We start from the raw sequence: 23,714 nt of genomic DNA, 5'->3' as shown, positions 1-23,714 counted from the left end.
ATACCCTCCTTATGATTGTACCGACTGTACCGATTGCACCGGACGTCCCTTGGCCAGCTTCATCCGGTGCTCCAGCCCGTAATCCGCATATTTTGCGGAGAAAAATTGCTTGCTCACATTGTTGCCCCACACAATGCCGTCCTCAGTCAGCCGAATCCCTTCCGCATCCTGAATTAGCAGTCCGTCCTGCACCAAACGCTCTATCGTCTCCGGGAACAGCTGCTCCGGCTCCTGCCCGAACATCTTCACGAACCCGGCACGGTTAACGGACAGCATCCGCAGACCCTTAGCCATGGCCCCGTGCGCCAGCTCCCGCTCATCCGCCTTCTCCCCGCAATTGACCGGCAGCAGCCCGTCCTGCACACGGGTCATATATTCATTCAGGTTGCCGCTATTGATATACATATAGCCGTTGATGATGCCAAAAGCGGCCGCGCCGATCCCGATCATATGCGACTGCTCCGAGAAGTACAGGGTGGCATGCCGGTCCGTCTTGCCCGGCTTGGCGAAATCGATGACGCTGTACTGCTCATACCCGGCTTCCAGCAGCATCTCTTTAGCGATGGTATACAGCTCGATCTCCCGGTAGACATCCCCGATGCCCGGAATCTTCCCTTCCGCTATACGCGAGGCGATCTGGGTATGAGGCACCACACAGAAGGAAAGCACGCAGATATGGTCAATCTCCTGCTCAATGGAGGTAAGGATATCCGCCCGCCATTGATCCAGGGTCTGGCCCGGCAGATTGTACATCAGGTCAATGCCAACATTCTCAATTCCGTTGTTACGCGCATTCTTCACTAACTCGAACGAATCCTCGACACTGTGATACAGCCCTAACACCTCGGCCAGCTCCTCCTGGAAGGTCTGCACGCCTACACTGATCCGGTTCAGCCCCTGCAAGGCCAACGTCTCCAGCTTGCCGGCGGTGAAGTTCCGGGGGTTGCCTTCGATGAAGATCATGGCATCCTCTTCCACACGGAACGACTGCTTCATATATTGCAGGAGTCCGGTCAGCTCTTCCGAGGACAGGCAGGAGGGGGTTCCGCCGCCGAGATTAATGGACGAGACCGTAATGCTGCTGCCAAACGGCGTAGCTGCATAGCTGTCCATCTCCTGCCGGACAGCAGCCAGGTAGCGGTCCACCTGATCCTGCCGCTTCAGATAACGGTTGAACGGGCAGAACGAGCAGGTGGCATCGCAAAAGGGAATATGCAGATACAGCGCTACCGGTGTATCCTTGGTATTCACCTGATCCAGCTCCATAAACGCCCGGACCTCAGGCTCTGTGTGCTGTGAGACAGGCACCGGATAATGCGAGACGCAGATCGAATCTCTCTCCTTGAACATTTCAACGTATGACTTCGCTCTATTCATCTGGAGCAGCCTCCCTTCATTTGGATTGCAGCATCCGTCCGGCATAAGGGGAATCCTCAGACGGCTCCACCGGAATCCGGCGGATTTCCATCGTCATCTGGTTACGCAGATCCGGGCAGGCCGAATGTACAATGTTGCCCTCCGGGTCCCACGGGAGCTTCGCATCCATGTTCAGCGCCAGCAGCATCGGGAAGACCGCATGAAAGGCCGTTCCGCACAGATTGCCTGCGTTCAGCGGGGAGACCTTCATAATATCCCCTTCCTTATGACCTGCCCGGCAATGCCCTTTAACGCCCGTAACCTTAAGCTCAAATTCATAATTCATCCCTAATTCCTCCTCTTGGATTATGTGATTCGTTTCACTTGACCTGTAATAGCCTACTCAATAATCGCCACTGCCCGTACCCAGGCCGCACCGGCTGATCTGATCTTGACCGGAAAGCAAGCCACCTTGAACCCGTACGGCACCGGAATCTGCTCCAGATTCGTAAGGCGCTCCATGTGGCAATACGTCTGTTCTCTGCCCCAGAAGTGAGCGGGGAACAGATAGGCGTTGTCCCCGGTCCGCTTATAATCGCTGATCATATGCTTGAACGGACGGTCGAACCCGTAGCTGTCGATACCTATTAGCCTGATGCCTTGCCCGGTCAGGAATGCCGTAGCCTCCCTGCTCATACCCGGATAATCTGTGAGATACCGGGGAGTTCCCCAGTACCGGTCCGCACCTGTACGGATCAGCACAATATCCAGCGGCTTCAGCGTATATCCGATCCGCTCAAGCGCCTGCACAATATCCTGCTTCCCGATAGCTCCGCCCGCTTGGATATGGGTGAAATCCAGCACCACCCCGTCGCCGAAGCACCATTCCAGCGGCACCTCATCGATGGATGCTGCCGGTTCTCCCCCGCTCATGGAGCCGAAGTGCAGGGGGGCATCGAAGTGGGTCCCGGTATGCGTGGACGCGGTGATCATCTCCATGTTCAGGAACTCTTCGCCCGGAAAGTCCTTCCGGCTCCCGTCAAATTGGCGGGCAAAGCGGTCTGCCCCCTCCTGATGTCCGGTCTGCTCGAACGCGTACGGGGCCAGCTCGCCCGGATTCTGCTCCATCGGCACGCTTAAATCAATGAACTGAACTGCCATGTCCTCACCTACTTCATAATTCTGAGTGCGTTACGCCCCAGGATGTTCTGGACATCCTCCCGCTTGATCTCCTTCACCCCCATCATCAGCTTCATGGGCAGCGGGATCACTACCTTCTGCATGTAATTCAGCACCTCGGCAATGTTCGGAGTGACTGTCCAGTCCGAGCCCCAGAGGATCTTGTGGCTGCCGCAGACCGAGATCATTTTGGCCAGCTCCATCCGGAATACCTTAGGGTTATTGTGAATCAGGATATTGGCTACCGCCGTGATCGTCACATACATATTGTCGTGTCTGCCGACCATGTAGTAGCACAGGTCATTCCAGGGATGGCCCATATGCTCCACAATCAAGGTCAGGTCGGGGAAATCCACAGCAACATCATCCAGCAGAATCGGGTAATTATGCTTCATCCGAAAAATACTGCCCGGCGTAATCCCGGTATGCACGCTGACCGGAACGCCCAGCTCGCTGCACCGCTCATACAGCGGATAGAGCAAATCCCGGTCATTCAGGACAAAGCCCCCGTAATCATTGGGGTTCAGCTTGAAGCCCTGCATGCCCAGCGTCTTAATGGCATAATCCAGCTCCGCCAGCGCTTCCTTCCCCTTATAGGGATTGACGCTGGCGAAGCCGCGCAGCTTGTCGGGGTGGGCGCGGACAGCCTCGGCGATTTTCTCATTGGACAACACCTCATAGCCGTAGACATCCTCGAAGCTCAGCTGGTGAACCCAGCTCATGGCAATCTGATTCTCGTCCATACAGGCGAGGTAATCCTCCAGCAGATTGTTGTCATCGACGAAGTCCTCCTGCGTGGCCCCCACCATCTTTTTCAAATACTGCAAATCATCGAAGCCCTTCTGCTTCTTGTAATCCGGGACCGTCCCGGCTCCGGCCAGACTAAGCTCCAGGCTCTTATTCTCCTTGACGGCGAAATGGGCATGGGTATCAACAATCACAAGATCGCTCTTCACGTTTGTCTTCTCACCACTTTGCTTAGAATTGGTATTGCAAGGCCGGGAGGCTAGACCTCTCTGTGCCCGATCTCCGGCCTGGGGGCCAGCGGCGCCGTGGCGAAGACCAGCTCCAGCTCGCCCGGACCCTCATTGACCACCCGGTGCCGCTCACCCTTCCGCGCAATGAACAGGCTATTCTCCCGGATAGCGTGCGGAATATCCTCGATGAACGCCGTTCCCCGGCCCCGGACGACATAGACATTCTCTTCGCCGTAATCATGAAGATGCTCCTTGATCTCTTCTCCCGGCTGGAGCAGGACATGGCCCATGATCAGCTGGGTGGACCCGACAGTATTCGGACTCGCCAGCACACGCATCTGTCCTCCTCTGGCATAAACCACCGGCACCTCTTCCATATGGACCACTGTTTTCGTGTAGACCTGGTTCATACTGCACCCCTTATCCCGCAGATTTATATTCGGTGACACCGGCTTCTTCCTTCTTGCCAAGGCTTAGTGAGATCAGCAGCGTCAGCACCATCAGTCCGGCGGCCACCAGATAGCTGGGATGTGTTCCAATCCGGCTGTAGAAGAATCCGCCAAGTGTAGACCCCAGCGCAATCCCGACCCCCTGAAGGGTCCGGAAGGTTCCCAAGGCCGCGCCCATCTCCATCGGATTAATTTTGATGACCTTATCCGTAATAATCGTGTTGACCAGAGTAATAATCGGCCCTTCCGTAAGTCCGATCAAGGCATACCCGAAGGTTAGCAGCCAAGGGTTGAAGTCAAGTGCATACAGCAGCACAAGCGCTCCCACACAGATCGACTGGGCCCAGATCAGCGGTGCATGTCTGCCTACCTTGTCCGAGATCCAGCCAACGAGAACTGCTCCGAACGAGGCTACTGCTTCATACGGAATGAAGAGCAAGCTGAGCAGCACCAGGGAGATATCCTGTTCCTTAGCCGCGAACGGCACCAGGAAGGTGGTGAAGACACCTACCATGAAGCACAGAGTTCCGACAATCCCCGCCAGCAGGATTTCACGGACGCCCAGCCATTTGAAGGAGCTTTTGAAGGCTTGCCCGATGCTTCTGCTTGTATTCTTCACCCCGGTCTCCCTCAGCAGCACTGTGGTAACCAGCGTGGACAGCAGCAGCAGGGAAGCCAGCACCGCGAAGGAGGTATGCCAGCCGAAATAATTGCTCAGCAGGCCGCTAAGCACATACCCCAGCACCGACCCGGCACCAATCGCCCCGGACACAATGCCCATCGCCCGGCCCCGCTCCTCGGGCTTGCACACATCCATCACCACCGCGAAGATCGGTGTGGACACGAAGCCTCTGGCGAAGCCGAACAGCAGCCACCCCGCTGTGAACAACAGAACTCCGTGGGCTGCAGCTACCATGAATACGGCCACGGCCGACAGGGCCAGGGAAGCGATAATAATCTTCTTCCGCCCGTAGCGGTCCGCGAACACGCCGGATGGAATCGACAGAAAGGTCATCACCAGCGAGGCAATCCCCGCTATGCTTCCAATCTCACCGGAGGTCATGCCGAGATCACTGCTGATCAGGGGTGCGATCGGGAAGATGCTGACCATAATAGAGAATACAAGCAGAATATTGATGGCGAGTAGTGTGAATATTTTGTTGTTGCTCATGTGATTCGTCCTCCTCACAGTCATTGACTGCTCTCAATAATGATGAATGCAGCAGCATAATCACCGTGATGACTAATGCTTACGTGGATGCTCTCCTGCTGCTGTATATAAGACTCCAGTCTTCGGCTGCGGACCAGATAGGGCTGGCCGCTGGGAAGGCTCAGGAACTCCAGCTCCTTCCAGTCCAGCTCACAGTTCATTCCGGTGCCGATGGCCTTCAGCAGCGCTTCTTTAGCGGCGAATCTGCCGGCCAGGAACTGTTCCGCATGTCTTTTTTTACAGGCGAACAGTTCCCTTTCTTCCAATGAATAGTACTGCTGGATGAAGAGTTCACCGCACTTGGCCAGCATCTGCTCCACGAAGCTGATGCTGACCAGATCCATGCCGATTCCTCTGATCATGCCTTCAAGGCAACGGCTTCCATCACTTGCGCTACAGAATAAGTCTTGAGCACCCGGCTCTCAATGAAGATGCCGAAAGCCTTGGATAGTGCTGTAGAGACCAGCGCCAGCTCTGTAGAATCCAAAGCCAGATCGTCATAGAGCCGCGATGATTCAATAATCTCGTCCTCAATACCAATATCCTCAATGATTGCTTTTACCTTCTCGAATACCATTAGATATACCCTCCCGTTAGAGTTAATGGGCCTTACGCTTCTTGCTTTGCAATTCACGATTTACAGCTCACGGTTCAGAGCTCTTCCTTGTTCACAACCAGTGCCGATGAGACACCACCCCTCCCTCTGGACAGAATCAGCGAAGACTCCACAGCGGTCCGGCGGCTGATTCCCGGAACGAAGTTCAAGCCATTGTCCTGCACCGATTCCGTCAGATACGGAAGACCTGGCAGCTCTCCGTGATTCATGGCCAGTACGCTCAGTGCGACATCGAACGCCCCTGCCGCTCCAATCGTGTTGCCGAAGACGGTCTTGGGGCAGCCCGCCCACTTGGCTTCTGCACTGCTGCCGAATACCTCCTGAATGGCCGAGCATTCAATTCCGTCTTCGCGGGCGGAAGCCGCCCCATCCAGCGACAGATAGCCGATTCTCTCCGGCTGCGTCTCCGAATGCTTAATGGCCAGCCGGATTGCCCGGGCACACTGCGCTTCACTCTCCTCAGGCGGGGCTGCAGCCTGGCCGTCGTTCGTGAAGCCGAAGCCCTGGATGCTCGCCCGCACCCGGCGGGATGCCTCGCGCTTCTGGAGGCTTCGCTCCGATTCCAGGCAGAGGAACGCAGCTCCTTCGCCCAGGGCCAGCCCGCTGCGCCCCTCCACGAACGGCCGGTATGCCGTCTGCGGGCGATCCGCGTTCAGATTCAGCAGCCCCTCCGTGTTATAGAAGGACAACGCCCACGGATCAAGCGGCGTCTCTGCTCCGCCCACGATGGCCGCATCGATGACCCCGCTGCGGATGGCTCTGGCTGCATAGGCAATGGCGAGCAGACCGCTGCTCCGGTCGGCGATCACAGTCTTGCTGTAGCCTTTGATGCCGAAGGCGAGGGACATATGCCCTTGTGCCGCCGCCGGGAACCAGTTGCTCGCCAGGTTCGGATCAATGAAGGGCGCCCCCTCGGTGTGCAGGACACGCAGGCCATTTCTGGCACTCTCCCAGCCCCCGGAATTGTTGCCGACGAAGATACCGATCCGTTCGGGGCTCATCTGATTCAGCTCCCAGTGCGCATCATCCATGGCATCCTTCGCAGCCAGGATCGACATCAGAGAGAAGCGGGAGCATTTCTTGAGCAGACGCTTGGAGATGACCCGCTCCGGCTCCATCCCGCTGACTTGTCCCGCGAAGGGAGGGGCGGCTCCGGTGGTATGCTCAAGCGGGAGCGGAGTCATATAATTGCGGCCGCTCAGGAGTCCCTCCCAGAAGGCCCCGGCACTATTCCCGCACGGCCCCACCATTCCTACTCCGGTTACGAATACTGTATTCTTCATAGGCTGCACATCCATTGTTCAGTCTGAAGCTTGCCCGCCTGATTACTGTATTCGTTCGCTGCCAGGATCATGGCGGAGTGAATGCCGGAGAATCCGCTGGCATTGGTCAGAATATGGTACAAGTCACGCTGGATCGCCTCTTTCGGCACATAATTCAAATCACAGGCCGGGTCCGGCTCGTCCAGATTGGCGGTTGGCGGGATATAGCCCTCGTTCAAGGCCAGCAGGCAGTGAACAATCTCAATGGCACTCGCGGCCGAGAGCGGATGGCCTACCATCGATTTCGTGGAGCTGATCGGGATGGAGTAGGCGAGCTCTCCGAACGTCCTTTTATAAGCGGCGGTCTCAAAAGCATCATTCTGCGGAGTCGAGCTTCCATGCGCGTTGATATATTGAATGTCCTCCGCTGAAAGGCCCGCGTAGCCCAGCGCCTCGTTCATCGTAAGACTGAGCGCATCCCCGTCCTGCGGCAGATCGGTCATATGAAAAGCGTTATTGGTACTTGCGAATCCGGTCACCTCGCCATAGATCGGCGCCTGCCGCCGGAGCGCATGCTCCAGCTCCTCCAGCACCACAACAGCACAGCCCTCACTGAGCACGAAGCCGCTGCGGTTCTTCTCAAAAGGCCGCGAAGCCCGCTGCGGATCATCGTTGAACTTGGAGGTCAACGCACCGATAGCATCGAAGGAGGAAATGGTCATGGAGCTGATCGGTGCTTCCGCTGCGCCGCAGATCATTACGTCATGTTCCCCGGCTGTAATCGACTCATATCCATATCCGGCCGCATCAATGCCGCCCGTGCAGCCCGTAGACATGACCAGCGCCTCTCCCTGAAGTCCGAACTCATGCGCTACTTCGAAGGCAATGTAAGAGAACATGCCCTTGCGGTACAAATCCTCCTGACAGAGTCCATGATCAATTGGCCCCTTCCCGCCCTCCGTCATCCGCAGAAAGGTCCGCTCCGAGAACGGGGTATCAGCAATCGCATTGGCGATGCAGACCCCGGAACGCTCCCGCAGCTCCTTCGTGAACACAAGCCCCGCATCGGCAACCGCCCTTATCGCAGCATTGACCGCCAGAATCCCCGGCCGCCCCATGCCTGCCCGCTGCGTTTCATCGGCTGTCCGGCCCAAATGCTCAAACTGCGGTATTGTGCCGGTAACGCGGCTTTTCAGCGCCATATGCTCATAGCCCTGCAAGCGGTCATATCCCACCTTGGCCTGCAGGCTGTTCCTCCAGAACTGCTCCAGCGTATTCCCCAGCGGGGTAAGCAGCCCCATGCCGGTGATTACAACTCTTTTTCCCATCACCTTCTCCATGTAAGCCCTCAGCTCCGAACCGTTTGCTGCTCGATATTGTGCTTGATCGCTGCCATCTGCTCCTTGGTCGTACGGTTCAGATGCGCTTCCACCTGCTCCCCGGTCAGCCCGCTTGCCGGATCTACCTCGAATTCCTGAATCCAGGTCATGTATGTTCCTTCGTCCTGCTCCTCATAGAGCCATTCCAGATTCATATGCTTGAACGGCAGCAGCGGCGCAAGGCGTCTGGCTGTAATCCGGAAGTTCGGCCGGTCCAGCCAGCGTTCCGATTCCCATGTGCGCGAGGGCCGGTTCCCCTCGGGATGTGTCGTCAGCTCAAACCGGATGTAGGCGTCCCCTTGCTCCAGCACCCGCGTCTCCTTGTATTCCGTGAATAAATCTGTCCAGTGCGCAATATCATTCGTCCGCTCAAATACGGTGATCCGGTCTGCGTGAATCCAGATACTGTTCTGAATCGTTGCCACTTCATCTGCCTCCCCATTCGTATTAATGACATCGTAACGCCTAAGCCCGGAAGGGGACATAACCCGGCTGTTAAGCTTGCGTTAATTTACAGTTATTGTACATTTCTGAGGGGAGACGGTAGAGTACAGCAGGTATTTTCCGGGCAAAAAAAGACCTGACAGGACTCTGTCAGATCAATTGATTCACCGAATATCCGATCCCCCGGCGAAACAGGATAATGTCGCTTCGTCCGGAGATGATCTCAATTTTGTGCCTCAGCTTGTATACGTACTGCCTCACAATCTCAGGGGATGTATACCTGTCCCACAGCTGGTGCAGAATCTGCTCGGTGGGGATGTACTGGCCTTGGCATTCCAGCAGCAGATCCAGGAGTTCGAACTCTTTACAGGTAAGCTCAATGACGAATTCTCCGACCTTCAGGGATTTGGAGTGCAGATGAAGGGCGATATCCTTGATTTGTCTGGTGTGGTGTGCGGGGAGGCCCAGTCCTTCGTCGAACCAGCAGCGCAACCGGCTGAATAATTCCTCCTGGAAGCCGTAGCGCTCGAAGCTGCTGATATACATATGATTGGAAGGAAAGGGAACAGGGGTACCGTGCGTGCTGATCTCCTCTACAATGAAGAATATTCTCAGCGTTAGCATCTGCTGCAGGTACTGCATCGTGTGAATGAAGCCCGGGTTGAAATCAGGGGTGCTAATCACTACACCATCGAGCCGGAGGCCTTCCTTCACAATATCGACAAGCGCCTCCAGCTCCTTGAAATGCAATACCTTACAACCGTACACCTGTGAAAAAAAAGAATGAACATTCTTAAACCTGCAATCCTCACAAGGCTCTGTGGAATCTGCACAACACACCAGCGCAACACGCATGAACTTCTCTCCAATCCCATTCTTCTCAAATAAGCTCGGTTTCCCAAGAATACATCTCCTATAATATAGTATTTTATGGGATTAAAAAGGAAAAATATCATAGTTTCTTATTCAAAAAATGAACAAGTTCAAAGTTTGGCAGTGTGTGCGTTTGATTTACTCTATCAGATAAGATGTGGACTTCCGGCCGCTGCCGCTCCTCCTCAACGCGCACACTCTGGGATAGTTGTATTCGGTACACTTAAAAACCCTGTTTAAGAAGGATTTCCTCTTCTAACTGTATTTGGTACAACTAAATCTGCACATATCGGAGGAATTCCGGCGCAGAGGGTATTTTAAGTGTACGTTTTACAACTAAATGGAAATTAGGCGCTAAACTGGACGATTTAGTTGTACAGAATACACTTGAGCATATTGCTGGTAACTTAATTGGGACACGGGCCACGACACCGTTATTCGGATGCTGTAAGCACTGGAACGGTAGCAAGTGTATTTTGTACAATAGAATGCAGTAAAAAAGGCTTCCAAATAGATTCTAGTGCATCTGTCTCGATTTTCTTTCCCAATGATAATTCGTTGCCTTCTTATGCTATAATCGTTGACCAAGAGGGATGGTTATCCGAACGCTCAAAAAGAAAGGATGATACGAAATGGAACATTTCGTTTTGAATAACGGAGTCCAGATGCCAAAGGTGGGACTCGGTGTGTACAACATCAAAGACAATAATGAAGACGCTTTACTATGGGCGCTCCGCAGCGGGTACCGGCATCTGGACACGGCCGCAGCTTACCGCAACGAGGAGCTGATAGCCAGGGCTATTCAGAAATCGGGTGTACCCCGAAGCGAGCTCTTTATTACAACCAAAGTATGGAGCACGGACCTGGGGCGAAAGACCCGTAAAGCTTTTGAAGAAAGCTTGCAGAAGCTCCAAACGGATTATGTTGACCTCTACCTGATCCACTGGCCGGCCAAGCACTATCTGGAAAGCTGGCACGTCCTGGAGTCTTTATACAAGGAGGGCAAGATCCGGGCGATCGGGGTGTCCAATTTTGAGCCGGAGCATCTGGACAAGGTCATGAAGCAGGGGACGATTGTCCCCGCAGTGAATCAAATTCAGACGAACCCGCTGCTCCAGCAAGGGCCGCTTCATGACTATATGAGGGGGCACGGTATCCAGCATGTCGCGTGGAGCCCTTTTGGACACGGTAACTCGGAGATGCTTACCCATCCTGTGCTCACCGAAATGGCTGAGAGGTATGGTAAGACAGCGGCGCAAGTCATCCTGAGATGGAACCTTCAGCGGGATATCGCTGTGATTCCGAAGTCGGTTACACCTGCCAGGCTGAAACAGAATCTGGAGCTGTTTGATTTCTCCCTGTCCGATGAAGAGATGAAGAGAATCGCAGCCCTGGACCAGAATAAAAGAGGATTTACCGATCCGCAAAATAAACTATACCTGTGGTCCACCCGGTTTATCCCGTTGTCCTGATATTTTTATATTAATTTTCCGGACAACTGCAACTTTTCACCGTAAAGAACCATCTGAGTATATAGAGGTGATGCACAATGAAACCAACTAATCTAACGAAGCACGCAAAAAAAATGAGCATCGCGTGCGGAATCCTGGCTGCCAGTTTATCCTTCGGAGCGTCCGCATTTGCCTTTTCGGACCTCAAGGGAAATTCAGCCGAAACCAAGATCAATTCACTCCATAGCGCCGGTGTAATTAACGGAATTACGAATGACCTGTTTGCCCCCAATGCCAAAGTGACGAATGCGCAAGCCGTACAGTTCCTTGTAAAAGGATTGGCGCTTGCACCGAAAGCCGGTTCCGACAGCAGTACTAAGGCCAGCCAGCTTTTTGACAATGTAAAAGATAATGCCTGGTATGCCTCCTCCTTCGCCCTTGCGAAGCAGAGCGGCCTGACGCTGGCAAAGGATATTAACCCGAATGCACCGATGACCCGTGCAGAATTCGCCCATCTATTGACACAAGCCTTACAAAGCAAGGGCAATTTCCCGGTAACTAAGATGTTCTTTATGATTGAGGATGGCGATAAGCTTACTCCAGAGGTGAATTACAGCCTGCAGGTGCTGCTGAACACGAAGGTGCTCACACTGGATAACGGAAAATTCCGTCCGTCCGATGCGATTACCCGCGCTGAAGCCGCTGTCATGATCCATGATGCCGCTGAATTCGCCGACCGGGTGATTACGCCGAACAATCCGGGCAATGAGCCTTCCGAGCCGGAGCCGGTTCCGGCTAACAATTATGTCTCTGATGTAGTTCTGGACAAAGCCGCGGAAGGCGTCAACAAAGCCACTATCACCGTTGACAATCTGCCTAATCCCGGTTACGGCCTGACAGTAGAGCGTATCGAATTCACCAGCGCCACTACAGCGGTAATCTACTTCAAGGTAACCCTGCCTGACCCGGATAAAATGTATCCACAGGTGATTACCAAAGGCTCAGTATCCACGTACCTGCCCGCAGGCTACACTGCAACAGCTGAGCCTGTAATGGATTCGCGCTGGCTTGAGCCATCGGCTCCAGCGAAGTAAGCTTCTCTATCTACTCTTTATCTAAAGGTAGATAAATTCCTTAAAACTTTAAACGTTGCAAAAGCAGCGATTCTCCGTTATTAGAGAATCGCTGCTTTCTGTCTATTAGGGTTGGGTATTTCGTATACCGCTTAAACAGCGGAGAGGACGGAACGACCCGCGTAAAAGCGTCAGCGGTCGCCTTGGTCTCCGGATTTTCACCGTATAGGGGAATGAAAAAAATCTGGAGAGCACAGCGATTGGAACAACGGTCCGTTCGCGGAGCGTCCACCCAAGTGCCCACGTTGATCTAGCAGGCTTTTCATGGCTTTTAGGCAGAGCTTCTTCTTGCTTTATGTCTACTTACTCTGCCGCAGCCGGTTCCGGTAATCCATCGGGCGGCAGCCGTAGGTTTTCTTGAACATCTCCGTGAACCGGTTCACATTGCTGAAGCCGGTCATCCCGGAGATCTCCATGATCTTCTTATCCGTGGTCTCCAGCAGGCTGACCGCCTCCGAGATCCGGTATTCGTTCAGGAAGTCCATCGGGGACAGGTCGAACTGCTTCTTCATGAACCGACAAAAGTACGACGGGCTCATATTGACCTGCTGAGCCATATCCGAGAGCGTGATCCGCTTGCTGTAGTTCTGCTGGACGTAGGCCAGCGTTTTTTTGGCCAGCATCGAGCTGTTGCCGCCCCGGGACTGCCCGGGCAGTCCTGCCCGCGGATGCTCAGCCGCACACTTCTCCAGCCGGTACAGCACCTCGAACAGCCTGGCCTTAATCAGCATCTCATAGCCGTGCGATTCCTGCTGATAGAGATCCCGCACCTCCTCCAGCAATGGAATAAGCCGCAGCTTCTCCTCCAGCTCCCGCCCGATCAGCAGCGGATAACGCCGGTTATCAAGGAAGAGCGGGGATACGAACTGCTGCTGAATCTTATCTCTCTCCAGGCTGGAGAGGAAATTGAAATGCACCAGCACCGCGCAGAAAATAATCTCCTCCTGATCCACGCGGATCGCCGAATGCAGCATATTGGGCTGAATGAAGACCGCCTCTCCGCTCTGGACGACCAGCTTCTCCTGTCCTACATGAAACTTGGCCGTGCCCTTAATCATGAACAGCAGCTCCAGCTCCTCATGCCAGTGGGAATACAGCACCAGATTATTTACCTTAGATACCTTGGTTACATGCACACTCATGCGGAATTGTCTGCTGCCATGAATAAGCTTTTCCTTCATATCCTGGGATACGGGTTCGCCGATGGAATCGAGCAGTTCAAGACTTTTTCTCACTGAGGTTCCCTCCCTCCCGGCCCACCGGATACTGCACGCAGCGTCAGCTCTGCACTCAGCCCTTCACCGCTCCGATCATTACACCCTTCTCGAAGTACTTCTGGATAAACGGATAGATAATCAGCACCGGCACCGTCGATACGATAATGACCGCATATTTGATCTGATCCGCGAACTGCTGGGCATAGCTGCCCGCACCGGCACCCGCACCTGATCCGGCTCCGCCCGCGAACGCCTGATTGGATAACAGAATATTGCGCAGGACGATCTGCAGCGGCTGTAAGCTATCCGTATTGATATAGAGCAGGGCGTTGAAGAAGTCGTTCCAGTGACCCACCACATAATAGAGCGTGATGACGGAGATCACCGCCTTGGACAGCGGAACCACCACCGAGATGAAGTAGCGGAAGTGAGAGCAGCCGTCCAGGGTAGCCGCTTCATGCAGCTCCTCCGGTATAGCGGTCTCGAAGAAGGTCCTTGTAATAATCAGATTGTATACACTAATGGCGCCGTTCACAATCATTACCCAAGGCGTATTCAGCAGATTCAGGTCACGGATAAGCAGATAGGTAGGAATCATGCCCCCGCCAAAATACATCGTGATCACGAACAGCGGCATAATGAACCTGCGTGCCCGGAACTTCCGCTGAGACAAAGCATATGCCGCCGGAAGCGTGACCAGCAGATTGAGCAGCGTGCCCAGCACCGTGTAGATCATCGTATTTTTATACCCCTGCCAGATCCGGGTGTCCTTGAATATCTGCTCATAGCCGTACAGGTTAATGTCCTTGGGCCATAGAATAACCTGCCCCTGATTCACCATGGTAGAGTTGCTGACGGAAGCTATGATGATGAAATACAGCGGGTACGCGACCATAATGAACGCTGCGATGCTTATAACCGCAACCACCAGCGTATACAGCCTGTCTGCGATACCGCCCGAATGCCTGATCTTTTGCGAATGAGCGGCTTGACTGTTTGACATCCCATTTCCTCCTTACATCAGGCTGATTTTTGAAGTTTTTTTGGCCAGTGCATTCGCCAGCATCAGGAACGTGAAGTTAATCAGGGTATTGAATAGTCCGACCGCTGAACCGAAGCTGAACTGGTTGGATTTCACGCCCACATTGAAGACATACGTAGAGATGACCTCCGAGACGGGCTTGTTGAGACTATTTTGCATAAGAAAAGTCTTCTCGAAGCCTACACTGAGTATGCTGCCCATATTCATAATCAATAAAATAATAATGGTCGGCAGGATCGCCGGAATCTCGACATGCCATACCGTCTGCCAGCGGTTAGCCCCGTCAATCCGGGCGGCGTCATACTGCTGCGCATCCACCGAGGACAGGGCGGCGATGAAGATAATGCTGTTCCAGCCGCAGGCCTGCCAGATGGCAGAGATGACATACACCGGAACGAAGGCGCCGGGATCACCAATAAGATTCGTATCCGCAGGGATCAGGTGCAGCGCCTTCAGGAAGCCGTCAATCAGACCGGTGGTAGGAGACAGCATAATCTGCAATAGTGCGACCAGTACAACAGTGGAAATGAAGTATGGCATATACACCGTAGTCTGCAGGATACGCTTGCGTCTATTGCTGCGGATCGAGTTGACCACCAGCGCCAGCAGGATCGGCATCGGAAAGCCCAGCAGGATGGAGAAAAAAGCAATGATAAACGTATTCCGCAGCGTAGGCCAGAACATCGGGCTGTTGAAATACTGCTCGAAATATTTGAGCCCGGCCCATTCCCCGCCCGTCAGTCCTTTGCTGAAATCAAATTCACGAAAAGCAAGCTGGATGCCATACATCGGACCATAGCAGAAAATAGCGATATAAATGACCGCAGGAAGCACCATCAGCCATAGCTGATAATGCCCGGCATGCTTACGCAGCCATCCGTTCCCCCGCAGCGTCTGATGCGGCACCGTGGTCTGTGCTGGTTTCATTTAGGAGCGCCCCTTCCATTCAAGTCCACTATTTCAAGGTCGAGAGGTATTCGTCATACGCCTTTTGGCGGATTTGCAGGTTCTGCTCAAGACCGGAGCTATTGACGGAGGCGACATAGGCAGCCCACTCCTTCTCAATGTCAACCTTGGTGGTCAGCCAGTTGGCCCACTTTTGATCCGTGATATTATTGACGTTCGCCTGATTCATTGCCAGGGTGTTGGTGTCCTCCGTGCTGTATTTCATGAAGTTCTGCGGATAGACATTGCTCTTCTCGTCCGCCTTGTTCAGCAGCTCATCATAGACAGCCTTCTCCTTCAGCACATTCTGCATATCCGAGCCAAGCGTCACCTTGTCCTTCAGCGTATCAGCAATGTACATCGGACCGTTGTCCGCGAACGAATTCGTCCATTTCCACGAACCCGGGTCCAGAGAAGCATCCGCCGGAGGAAGAATCGCATACGTGCCATCTCCGTTATCCTTGATTCCCTTATCCGTGTCATTCATCCCGCCGAACAAAACCTGCAGACTAACCTCCGGCTCATAAAAAGCATCAATGAACCGCATTGCAGCTTCCTTGTTCTTGGAGCGGGCACTGACCGACACCGCATTGGAGCCGTAATTCTGGTAGTAGTAGTCATTGCTCCAGTACAGCTCATCCGTTGAATCTGCATGCTGCTTCAGCTGCGGCAGGGTCACATATTGATCCTTCAGCTCATTGCCGAAGCGGTCTCCAGTCTCCCAGCCCCAGGTGAATCCGACCTTGGCCGTAGTTCCATTCCCGCGGGCAACGGACTGGTATTTGGAGTAATCCTGCGTAACCACTTCCTTGCTGATCAGGTTCTGGCTGTACAGCTTCTGCAGGAATTGCATGAGTGTCTTGAACCGTTCATCTACATAGAAATTCTTAACCTGTGCCCCTTCTGTAAAATAGCCATCGCTTGCCCCGTTGGACAGCGGCAGCCCCAGGCTGCCCAGCAGCAGCTTCGGCGTGAAATCCCAGCCGAGCGGGTTGAAGTCCATCGGAATCTCATCCGTCTTGTCCCCGTTCTGATTCGGGTCGCCATCGCGGAAGGCAAGCAGCACCGTCTCTAGCTCATCCCAGGTTGTAGGCACCTGAAGGCCGAGATTGTCGAGCCAGGTTTTGTTAATGAACATCGAGGCGGTGGAGCCGGGCCAGATGCCCTTATAACGCGGAGTGCCGTAGAGCTTCCCGTCAATCTGTGTAGCAAGCGTTTTCAATTCCGGGTGCTCACTGAACATCTTTTGAATATTAGGCGCGTCCTTCTCAATCAGCGGGCCCAGATCCTCGAACAATCCGTTGAATTGCACAAAATCAGAGTTCGAGGTCGCATTGAACAGCAAATCCGGAATTTCACCGCTGGCAAACAGGGCACTTTTCTTCTGGTCCCAGTCCGCAGAGATTTGCTGCCATTCAATTTCGACATTCGCCTTCTCCTCTATTTCAGCGAGCCATTTCATTTGCGTGACATCTTTGGTCAGTGAATGCTTCACGATAATCGCCTTCAGCTTCGTCTTCCCCTCCGGCGTGTTGCTGCTGTCGTTCCCAACATCCGAGCTGTTCTCCTTACTGCTGCAGCCTGTGAGTGATAGCCCTGCAAGACAGCCTGCCAGCACCAGAGCTAGAATACTCTTTTTTCTCATTTGACTTACCCCCTTAGTAGGAATTCATAAATGATTTATGCTTAAGAGCGAGGCTCTGTTAGCCGGGAAACGTGAAACTGCTAGGTCCCAATAGTCAGGGAATACAAGCATTCCTTCTTCGGACCATCCGCGAAAGCGTTATCATTATTATAATTTTTCTTCTGCACCCTGTCTCACCGTATATTACCTTTTAATCATCGTATATTGACCTTTTTGACTGCAATAGTAGCTGAATTCAGGCGAAGATTCGACTTTCGGTAGATGAAAATTGACACATGATGAATTGTTTTGGACAACGGAGAATCACCGCTGGCGGGATAGAGAATAATAATTCCAGCTATGGAGTGACAGGCTGCAACCTTTTGCTCCGGAATCCCATCTAAGAGGATAAGAGGTGAGGTATAATGAAGAATACATTAACCCGGATGCGCACGGCCAAAATCTCGCTGGCCTGCAGCATTCTGGCGGCAACCGTAGCTTTCGGAGCACCGGCTTCCGCTTTCTCGGATCTGAAGGGCCATGCGGCTGAAGCCAAAATCAATGCCCTTCATCAGGAGGGCATCCTTAACGGAGTGACCAGCGACAAGTTCGCGCCGAAGTCCAGCCTTACGTATGCGCAAGGCGTGCAGTTCATGGTAAGCGGCCTGAAGCTTGCTCCGCAGCGCCCCTCCGGCAAGAAGGCCAGCGATTATTTTGACAATGTAAAAAACACCGCCTGGTATGCTTCCGCATTCCTGAAGGCCAAAGAAAGCGGCTTGCCGCTGGAGCGCTCTATTGACCCTAATGCTGTAATGACACGGGTCCAGTTCGCACAATTGCTGCTTCAGGCGCTTCAGAACAAAGGGGACTTCGCATATACGGAGATGTATGCCAACATTACGGATGGCGGCAAGCTATCCGCACCAGAGATGAACAGCCTGCAGATTCTGATCAACACCGGACTGGTCACGCTGGAGAAGAACAACACCTTCCGTCCGAACGAGCCGGTTACCCGTGCAGAAGCTGCTGTCCTGGTCTACGATGCCGCCAAATTCGTGAAGGAAGTGATTATGATGGACGAGAACATTTCGTCTCCGGCCGGCACATACGATGCCTCTGTTACACTGGACAAAGCTGCCGCTGGTGTCAACAAAGCTACGGTGACCGTATCCAATCTGCCGAACCCGGGATATGGCCTGGTCATTGAGCGGATTGAGTTCGGCGCTGACAAAACCGCAGTGATCTACTTCAAGGTAACCTCACCGAAGCCCGGTTCCATGAACCCCCAGGTCATCTCGTCAGGCACCGCCGTCACATATCTGCCGGAAGGCTACACCGCAGTAGCCCAAGCTGCACCTGGCTCAGCAACCTCAGCTGCTTCCAGAGTCATAAAGTAAATGAACAGCCTCCACTTAACGAGATGCATCACAAAGAGCGCACCACCGGATATTTGGCTGGTGCGCTTTTTGTGATATGTGATTGTATAGTCACTATGAATCAGGGAGCGTTCGTCAGTCCAGCTCCTTAGAGTATCTGATCTCCTGGCGCCCAGTCTGGAAACCGGCTGAATGGTACAGGGTCAGTGCGCAATCATTCGTGGTTAATGCGACCAGCTGCGCCTGCTCCAGACCCTTTTCCTGAAGATACATTAATGCATGATTCAGCAGCGCCTTGGCAATGCCTCTTCTTCTCCAGGGCTTGCAGACAAATATATCTTCAATGATGCCAAGCTCCTCTTCCTGCCAGACCATCAGACTGCCTGCCACCCGGCCTGCATCCCGCACAACCATCGATGTCCAGAGCGGATGCTGCTGATATTCCAGCAGACGCTCCATTCCAAGCGGGGTCTCCGGCCAGATCTCCGCCTCCAGCTCCAGATAAGCCGCCCGCTGCTCCGGTGAGTCCAAAGGCACATGGGTCAATTCGAAGCCTTCCTCCAGCTCCACCGGATGGACGGATTCACGAAGATCGCGCTGAAGTGTATACAAGCGGCTATCCGGCAAGTAACCGAGATGCTCTGCGAAATAAGCATGGCAGCTCTCCTCCGCCGCATAATTGCCTGTGCACAGAAGGGTCCCATATTCGGGGGGCAGCGTACGCTCCAGCACCCGTGCCCGTTCCAGCAGAAGGGCGTAGACACTGTCACGCAGCTCCAGATCCTTTTCCCGTCCCGGCAAGGTCTTCAGATTCACAAAAATCTTATGTTTACTCTCGGCCGCGCGCCCCGGAGGCACCACATTAATGAGCTGCAGCTGGCCCTTGGCCACCATCTGCTCCCCTTCATAAGCGCAGAAGACATTCTCCCAATTATCTGCATCCCCCACCCACCAGAACAGCACATCCTCCTGCGCCGACACCTGCTCGTACATCGCGCCCAGCGCCGCCATATCCCTCTCTTCAAACTGCCGAATCACTCTGTTGCTCATTTACCATTCGCCGCCTTCTGTTTCTGTCCATCATAACACCGCCTGGCAGGGGACTTCCGTTCTTGAATAACTATAGTTGTTTTATACTGGTTAGCTGAATCTCCAGTTCAAATTCATAAGCGCCATTTCGCAAAAAACTGTGCCATCCTGATGAAGGAAAGCACAGCTTGTTTTTGATCCTTGGGTCTTTGCGGCGGACCAGGATGCCGTTATCCGCTTTGAAAGGCCTCTTTTGTCGGTCAAAACGGACTCAGAAGACGCTAATGAGGCTGTCAGGCCTACTTACAGGCTCCGATCCCTGTATTATAACGGCTCCTGCGTCCACAGCGGTCCGCAAAACGCCGATTCCAGCCAAATAAGGTCCACTGAGTCCGTAACGTCCTCTACCTCTACTCCCCGCTGCCCGCCGCCTCGCGCGGCTGGCGCATCGTCAGACTGACGCGGCCCTTCTTCACATCCACGCCGAGTACCCATACGGTAACATTGTCGCCGACGGAGACCACATCCATCGGGTGCTTCACATAGCTGCCGCTAAGCTGGGAGATATGGACCAGCCCGTCGTTCTTGATCCCGATATCGACGAAGGCTCCGAAGTCGATTACGTTGCGTACCGTGCCCTGCATCTCCATGCCGGGCAGCAAGTCTTCCATCTTCAGCACATCCTTGCGGAAGATAGGTAGCGGCAGCTCCTCACGCGGGTCGCGGCCCGGACGCTGAAGACTCTCCAGGATATCGCGCAGCGTAGGCACGCCCACTTCCAGCTTCACCGCCAACTCCTCCGCATCCTGAGCGCTTAGCTGCTCTGCAACCTCCTTGCTGCCGAGCTGCTTCACATCCAGCCCCAGCTCGCGGAACAACTTATCGACCACCGCGTAGGATTCCGGGTGGATCGGCGTTCGGTCCAGCGTATTGTCCCCTCCGGGGATACGCAGGAACCCGATGCACTGCTCGTAGGATTTCGCGCCCAGGCGCGGCACCTTCTGCAGTGCCTTGCGCGTAGTGAACTTGCCGTTCTCCTCGCGGAACTTCACAATATTCTTGGCAATCGTCGTATTTACTCCTGCCACATACGAGAGCAGCGAGGCCGAAGCGGTATTCACGTCGACGCCGACATGGTTAACCGCCGACTCCACGACGCCCCTCAGGCTCTCTTCCAGATGCTTCTGCGACACATCATGCTGGTACTGCCCGACCCCGATGGCCTTCGGATCAATCTTGACCAGCTCCGCGAGCGGGTCCTGCACGCGGCGGGCGATGGAGGCGGCGCTGCGCTCCGCCACATCCAGATCCGGGAACTCCTCCTGCGCCAGCTTGGAGGCCGAATACACACTGGCCCCTGCCTCGTTAACGATCAGGTAGGCCAGGTCAGGGTCGCCGACCTCGGCAATCACCTCGGCCGTGAACTGCTCCGTCTCCCGCGAGCCGGTGCCGTTGCCGATTACGATGAGCTGGATGCCATATTTGGCGATCAGCTCCTTGAACTTGGCCGCCGCCTCGCGCTTCTTGTTGTTCGGCGGCGTCGGATACGTGACCGCTACCTCCAGCAGCTTGCCGGTATCGTCCACTACGGCCAGCTTGCAGCCGGTGCGGTAGGCCGGATCGACGCCCAGAACATGGCGTCCCTTCACCGGCGGCTGCAGCAGCAGGCTGCGCAGATTGCCTGAGAAGATGGAGATCGCCTGCGTCTCTCCCTTCTCGGTCATCTCCCCTCGCACCTCACGCTCAACGGAAGGGGCGATCAGCCGCTTGTAGGCATCCTCAGTCACCGCTTCCAGCAGCTCCTTGACCGGAGAAGGCCCCTTCACCAGCTTGCGGATAATGAACGCATGAATCTTGTCCGGCACCACCTCGATGCCGACCTTGAGGATATTCTCCCGCTCCCCGCGGTTGATCGCGAGAATACGGTGGGGCGGCATCCGGTGCACAGGCTCCCGGTACGCATAATAATTCTCGTATACACTTTCCTGCTGGGCATCCTTGGCCTCGGAGACCAGAATTCCCTGACTCGCTGTATACTGGCGCACCCAGGAACGGATAGCCGGATCATCGGCAATATTCTCGGCAATGATATCCATCGCCCCTTGCAGCGCCAGCTCGGCGCTCTCCACACCCCGGTCCGCATCGATATACTTCGCAGCCTCTTCCAGCGGAACCCCCTGGCGTCTCTGCTCCATCACCCAATCCGCCAGCGGTTCCAGTCCCCGTTCCTTGGCGACACTGGCCCGTGTCTTGCGCTTCTGCTTGAACGGACGGTACAGATCCTCCACTTCCTGCAGCTTCACCGCCTTCATAATGCTCGCCTGCAGCTCAGGAGTAAGCTTGCCCTGCTCCTCGATGCTGCGGATCACATCCTTCTTGCGGTCACCGAGGTTGCGCAGATATCCGAGCCGTTCTTCAACATCGCGGAGGACGTTCTCGTCCAGCTCCCCGGTCATTTCCTTGCGGTATCTGGCGATGAACGGAATGGTGTTGCCCTCATCAAGCAGCCCCACCGTAGTTCTTACCTGCTTCAGACTGATGCTCAGCTCCTTCGCAATAGCTGAAAGTATCAGTTCCTGCTCCTGACGGGCAGCGGCATCTTCCGCCGCCTTCGCCGCCTGATTCGTATCAACGCTCAAGTATATCCCTCTTTCTATACACAGTCTGAGTTCATAGCTCTCTACTGAAATACTATCACAGTTTGCCGCAGGACCAAAGTTTGCCCCATACAAAAGAAGCAGCGGCCGCACCCTCCCCTCAGGGACAGCACAGCCGCCATCATGCAAGTATAGCATCAGGTTTAAATTCGTTAACCCGATCAGTAAGACGAAACCGATTTTTCGCATACATTTGTTCAAATGAAATATGATGATGTGCTAGCGCACCGCAGTAACCTGCTTGCTTCTTCTCCGCCGCGCATAGCCTACCGACAGCATGAAGCTGATGAACAAGACGAGCGCAGCCACCGCATAAGGGAAATTGATATCCAGATCGAACAGGACACCCGCCACAATCGGGCCGGCAATGTTGCCAAGGCTCGTATATGCGGAGTTCATCCCCATCACCAGGCCCTGCTGCGAATCATCTGCCATCTTGGACAGCTGGGTGCCGACCGCCGGGCGAAGAATATCCATCGCCAGAAAAACAACAAAGGTCACCGAAACAATCGCTACAAAGCCATGCACGAACAGCGTCAGAAGAATCGACAGGCCCGCGATCATCAGACAGGCGGAAATGACCCGGCTCTCTCCGAATTTGTTCAGAATCCAGCTGAATGCGGTAATCTGTACCACTGCCCCGGCAATGGAGCCGAACGTCAGGACAAACGCAATATCCTTAGGGGTGAACGCGAATTTGTGATCCACGAACAGTCCGAATACCGTCTCATAGTTGGCCAGTCCGAAGGACAGCACGAATACAATAATTAATCCGAAGAAATAAGGCTCACGATACGAGCGCATGATCTGCATGATTAGACTATCATTATTACCTTCCATCGTTCTTGCTTCTTCCCGCAGCTCCGCTGAACGCGATTCCGGCAGGACCAGCAGGGTAATAACCGCAACAATGGCAGCCGCTCCCGCAGCGACGAAGAAGGGGACACGGATGCCAAGCTCCGCAAGATAGCCGCCGATTCCCGGCCCGATGATGAAGCCGGTGGTAATGGCTGCGTTGATGAAGCCCATACCCTTGGCCCGTTCCTCCGGGGAGGTGGTGTCGGCCACATAAGCCATAACCGCAGGCATAATCATCGCAGCACCGATACCGCCTAGCATTCTAGATACGAACAGCACCCAGGAGGCGTTGGCCAGACCGAACAGAAGCTCTGAGAAGGCGAATACGGCCAGCCCGCCGACGATGATTTTTTTGCGGCCCATCTTATCCGACAGTCTTCCGGCGAAGGGCGAGACCAGCAGCTGCGTCAGCGAGAAGGCTGCCACCAGCAGTCCCACCACACTCCCGCCAATGCCCAGCTCGTTCATATAGGTAGGCATAATAGGGACAACTAGTCCAATCCCCGTGAACGCCAAAAAGATATTCATCATCAGGAGCAGCATCGCTCCCCGGTTCTTTAACAGTAATGACATGGTGTTTCCCTCCGTATATCCCAGAGCCTTGCTATATGCTCTAGTTGTAATTCATCAGTTATCT

At 54.3% G+C, this 23,714-nt stretch carries 22 protein-coding genes; 3 read left to right on the top strand and 19 right to left on the bottom strand.

Going from position 1 to position 23,714, the window contains the following annotated elements; translation table 11 throughout:
* Positions 1 to 9 precede the first annotated feature (9 nt).
* From hemW to MKX63_RS18415, 12 genes are all read right to left on the bottom strand, one after another.
* Positions 10 to 1,377, bottom strand: coding sequence for a radical SAM family heme chaperone HemW (gene hemW, locus MKX63_RS18470; RefSeq protein ID WP_341019135.1), 1,368 nt, complete (start codon positions 1,375 to 1,377; stop codon positions 10 to 12).
* Positions 1,378 to 1,393: 16 nt separating this feature from the next.
* Complete coding sequence (locus MKX63_RS18465; protein WP_036697299.1) at positions 1,394 to 1,702, bottom strand: TIGR04076 family protein; 309 nt, start codon at positions 1,700 to 1,702, stop codon at positions 1,394 to 1,396.
* Between the two features lie 53 nt (positions 1,703 to 1,755).
* Complete coding sequence (locus MKX63_RS18460) at positions 1,756 to 2,517, bottom strand: cyclase family protein (RefSeq protein ID WP_341019133.1); 762 nt, start codon at positions 2,515 to 2,517, stop codon at positions 1,756 to 1,758.
* Positions 2,518 to 2,525: 8 nt separating this feature from the next.
* Positions 2,526 to 3,476: an amidohydrolase family protein gene (locus tag MKX63_RS18455; protein WP_341019131.1), complete on the bottom strand. Its 951-nt coding sequence runs from the start codon at positions 3,474 to 3,476 to the stop codon at positions 2,526 to 2,528.
* Positions 3,477 to 3,541: 65 nt separating this feature from the next.
* A complete protein-coding gene (locus tag MKX63_RS18450; RefSeq protein ID WP_341019130.1) occupies positions 3,542 to 3,961 on the bottom strand; it encodes a cupin domain-containing protein in 420 nt (139 codons plus the stop codon).
* Entirely contained in the window at positions 3,933 to 5,132 is a 1,200-nt protein-coding gene (locus tag MKX63_RS18445) for an MFS transporter (RefSeq protein WP_341019128.1), read from the bottom strand. The genes MKX63_RS18450 and MKX63_RS18445 overlap by 29 nt, the downstream gene beginning before the upstream one ends.
* 20 nt (positions 5,133 to 5,152) lie before the next feature.
* Positions 5,153 to 5,533: a holo-ACP synthase gene (acpS, locus tag MKX63_RS18440; protein WP_341019127.1), complete on the bottom strand. Its 381-nt coding sequence runs from the start codon at positions 5,531 to 5,533 to the stop codon at positions 5,153 to 5,155.
* Positions 5,530 to 5,748 carry a phosphopantetheine-binding protein gene (locus MKX63_RS18435; protein WP_341019126.1) on the bottom strand — a complete coding sequence of 73 codons (219 nt, stop codon included), beginning with the start codon at positions 5,746 to 5,748 and terminating at the stop codon, positions 5,530 to 5,532. The genes acpS and MKX63_RS18435 overlap by 4 nt, the downstream gene beginning before the upstream one ends.
* A 74-nt stretch (positions 5,749 to 5,822) precedes the next feature.
* A complete protein-coding gene (locus tag MKX63_RS18430) occupies positions 5,823 to 7,070 on the bottom strand; it encodes a beta-ketoacyl-[acyl-carrier-protein] synthase family protein (protein ID WP_341019124.1) in 1,248 nt (415 codons plus the stop codon).
* Entirely contained in the window at positions 7,067 to 8,377 is a 1,311-nt protein-coding gene (locus MKX63_RS18425; RefSeq protein WP_341019122.1) for a beta-ketoacyl-[acyl-carrier-protein] synthase family protein, read from the bottom strand. Before MKX63_RS18425 ends, MKX63_RS18430 begins: the two co-directional genes overlap by 4 nt.
* A 20-nt stretch (positions 8,378 to 8,397) precedes the next feature.
* The gene (locus MKX63_RS18420; RefSeq protein WP_341019120.1) at positions 8,398 to 8,853 is read right to left on the bottom strand and encodes an SRPBCC family protein; all 456 of its coding nucleotides are present in this window, start codon (positions 8,851 to 8,853) and stop codon (positions 8,398 to 8,400) included.
* Between the two features lie 169 nt (positions 8,854 to 9,022).
* Entirely contained in the window at positions 9,023 to 9,640 is a 618-nt protein-coding gene (locus tag MKX63_RS18415; protein WP_341019118.1) for a winged helix-turn-helix domain-containing protein, read from the bottom strand.
* 737 nt (positions 9,641 to 10,377) lie between these two features.
* Between MKX63_RS18415 and MKX63_RS18410 the strand changes: the two genes are divergently transcribed.
* Both MKX63_RS18410 and MKX63_RS18405 read left to right on the top strand, forming a co-directional pair.
* Positions 10,378 to 11,217 carry an aldo/keto reductase gene (locus tag MKX63_RS18410; RefSeq protein ID WP_341019116.1) on the top strand — a complete coding sequence of 280 codons (840 nt, stop codon included), beginning with the start codon at positions 10,378 to 10,380 and terminating at the stop codon, positions 11,215 to 11,217.
* 113 nt (positions 11,218 to 11,330) lie between these two features.
* Positions 11,331 to 12,290 (top strand): S-layer homology domain-containing protein, encoded by a 960-nt coding sequence (locus tag MKX63_RS18405; RefSeq protein ID WP_341019115.1) that lies wholly within the window; start codon positions 11,331 to 11,333, stop codon positions 12,288 to 12,290.
* Between the two features lie 338 nt (positions 12,291 to 12,628).
* On the opposite strand, the gene MKX63_RS18400 is transcribed toward MKX63_RS18405, so the two are convergent.
* From MKX63_RS18400 to MKX63_RS18385, 4 genes are read right to left on the bottom strand one after another with little or no spacing between them, the layout of a single operon-like run.
* Entirely contained in the window at positions 12,629 to 13,564 is a 936-nt protein-coding gene (locus MKX63_RS18400) for an AraC family transcriptional regulator (protein ID WP_341019114.1), read from the bottom strand.
* Positions 13,565 to 13,619: 55 nt separating this feature from the next.
* The gene (locus MKX63_RS18395; RefSeq protein WP_341019113.1) at positions 13,620 to 14,549 is read right to left on the bottom strand and encodes a carbohydrate ABC transporter permease; all 930 of its coding nucleotides are present in this window, start codon (positions 14,547 to 14,549) and stop codon (positions 13,620 to 13,622) included.
* A 12-nt stretch (positions 14,550 to 14,561) separates the two neighbouring features.
* Complete coding sequence (locus MKX63_RS18390) at positions 14,562 to 15,515, bottom strand: ABC transporter permease (RefSeq protein ID WP_445323525.1); 954 nt, start codon at positions 15,513 to 15,515, stop codon at positions 14,562 to 14,564.
* Between the two features lie 28 nt (positions 15,516 to 15,543).
* Positions 15,544 to 17,178 (bottom strand): ABC transporter substrate-binding protein, encoded by a 1,635-nt coding sequence (locus tag MKX63_RS18385; RefSeq protein WP_341019111.1) that lies wholly within the window; start codon positions 17,176 to 17,178, stop codon positions 15,544 to 15,546.
* A gap of 404 nt (positions 17,179 to 17,582) precedes the next feature.
* Here MKX63_RS18385 and MKX63_RS18380 point away from each other — a divergent pair, with 404 nt between their 5' ends.
* Positions 17,583 to 18,554 (top strand): S-layer homology domain-containing protein, encoded by a 972-nt coding sequence (locus MKX63_RS18380; RefSeq protein WP_341019109.1) that lies wholly within the window; start codon positions 17,583 to 17,585, stop codon positions 18,552 to 18,554.
* 114 nt (positions 18,555 to 18,668) lie between these two features.
* Here the strand turns inward: MKX63_RS18380 and MKX63_RS18375 are convergent, their stop codons facing one another.
* From MKX63_RS18375 to MKX63_RS18365, 3 genes are all read right to left on the bottom strand, one after another.
* A complete protein-coding gene (locus tag MKX63_RS18375; RefSeq protein WP_341019106.1) occupies positions 18,669 to 19,583 on the bottom strand; it encodes a GNAT family N-acetyltransferase in 915 nt (304 codons plus the stop codon).
* Positions 19,584 to 19,972: 389 nt separating this feature from the next.
* Entirely contained in the window at positions 19,973 to 22,135 is a 2,163-nt protein-coding gene (locus MKX63_RS18370; protein WP_341023102.1) for a Tex family protein, read from the bottom strand.
* Between the two features lie 303 nt (positions 22,136 to 22,438).
* Positions 22,439 to 23,650 carry an MFS transporter gene (locus MKX63_RS18365; protein WP_341019104.1) on the bottom strand — a complete coding sequence of 404 codons (1,212 nt, stop codon included), beginning with the start codon at positions 23,648 to 23,650 and terminating at the stop codon, positions 22,439 to 22,441.
* Positions 23,651 to 23,714 lie beyond the last annotated feature (64 nt).

The organism is Paenibacillus sp. FSL R7-0179 (assembly GCF_038002265.1).
Taxonomy (GTDB): domain Bacteria; phylum Bacillota; class Bacilli; order Paenibacillales; family Paenibacillaceae; genus Paenibacillus_AQ.
The sequence above is the reverse complement of the archived record's forward strand: the minus strand, read 5'-3'. Positions and strand labels throughout refer to the sequence as shown.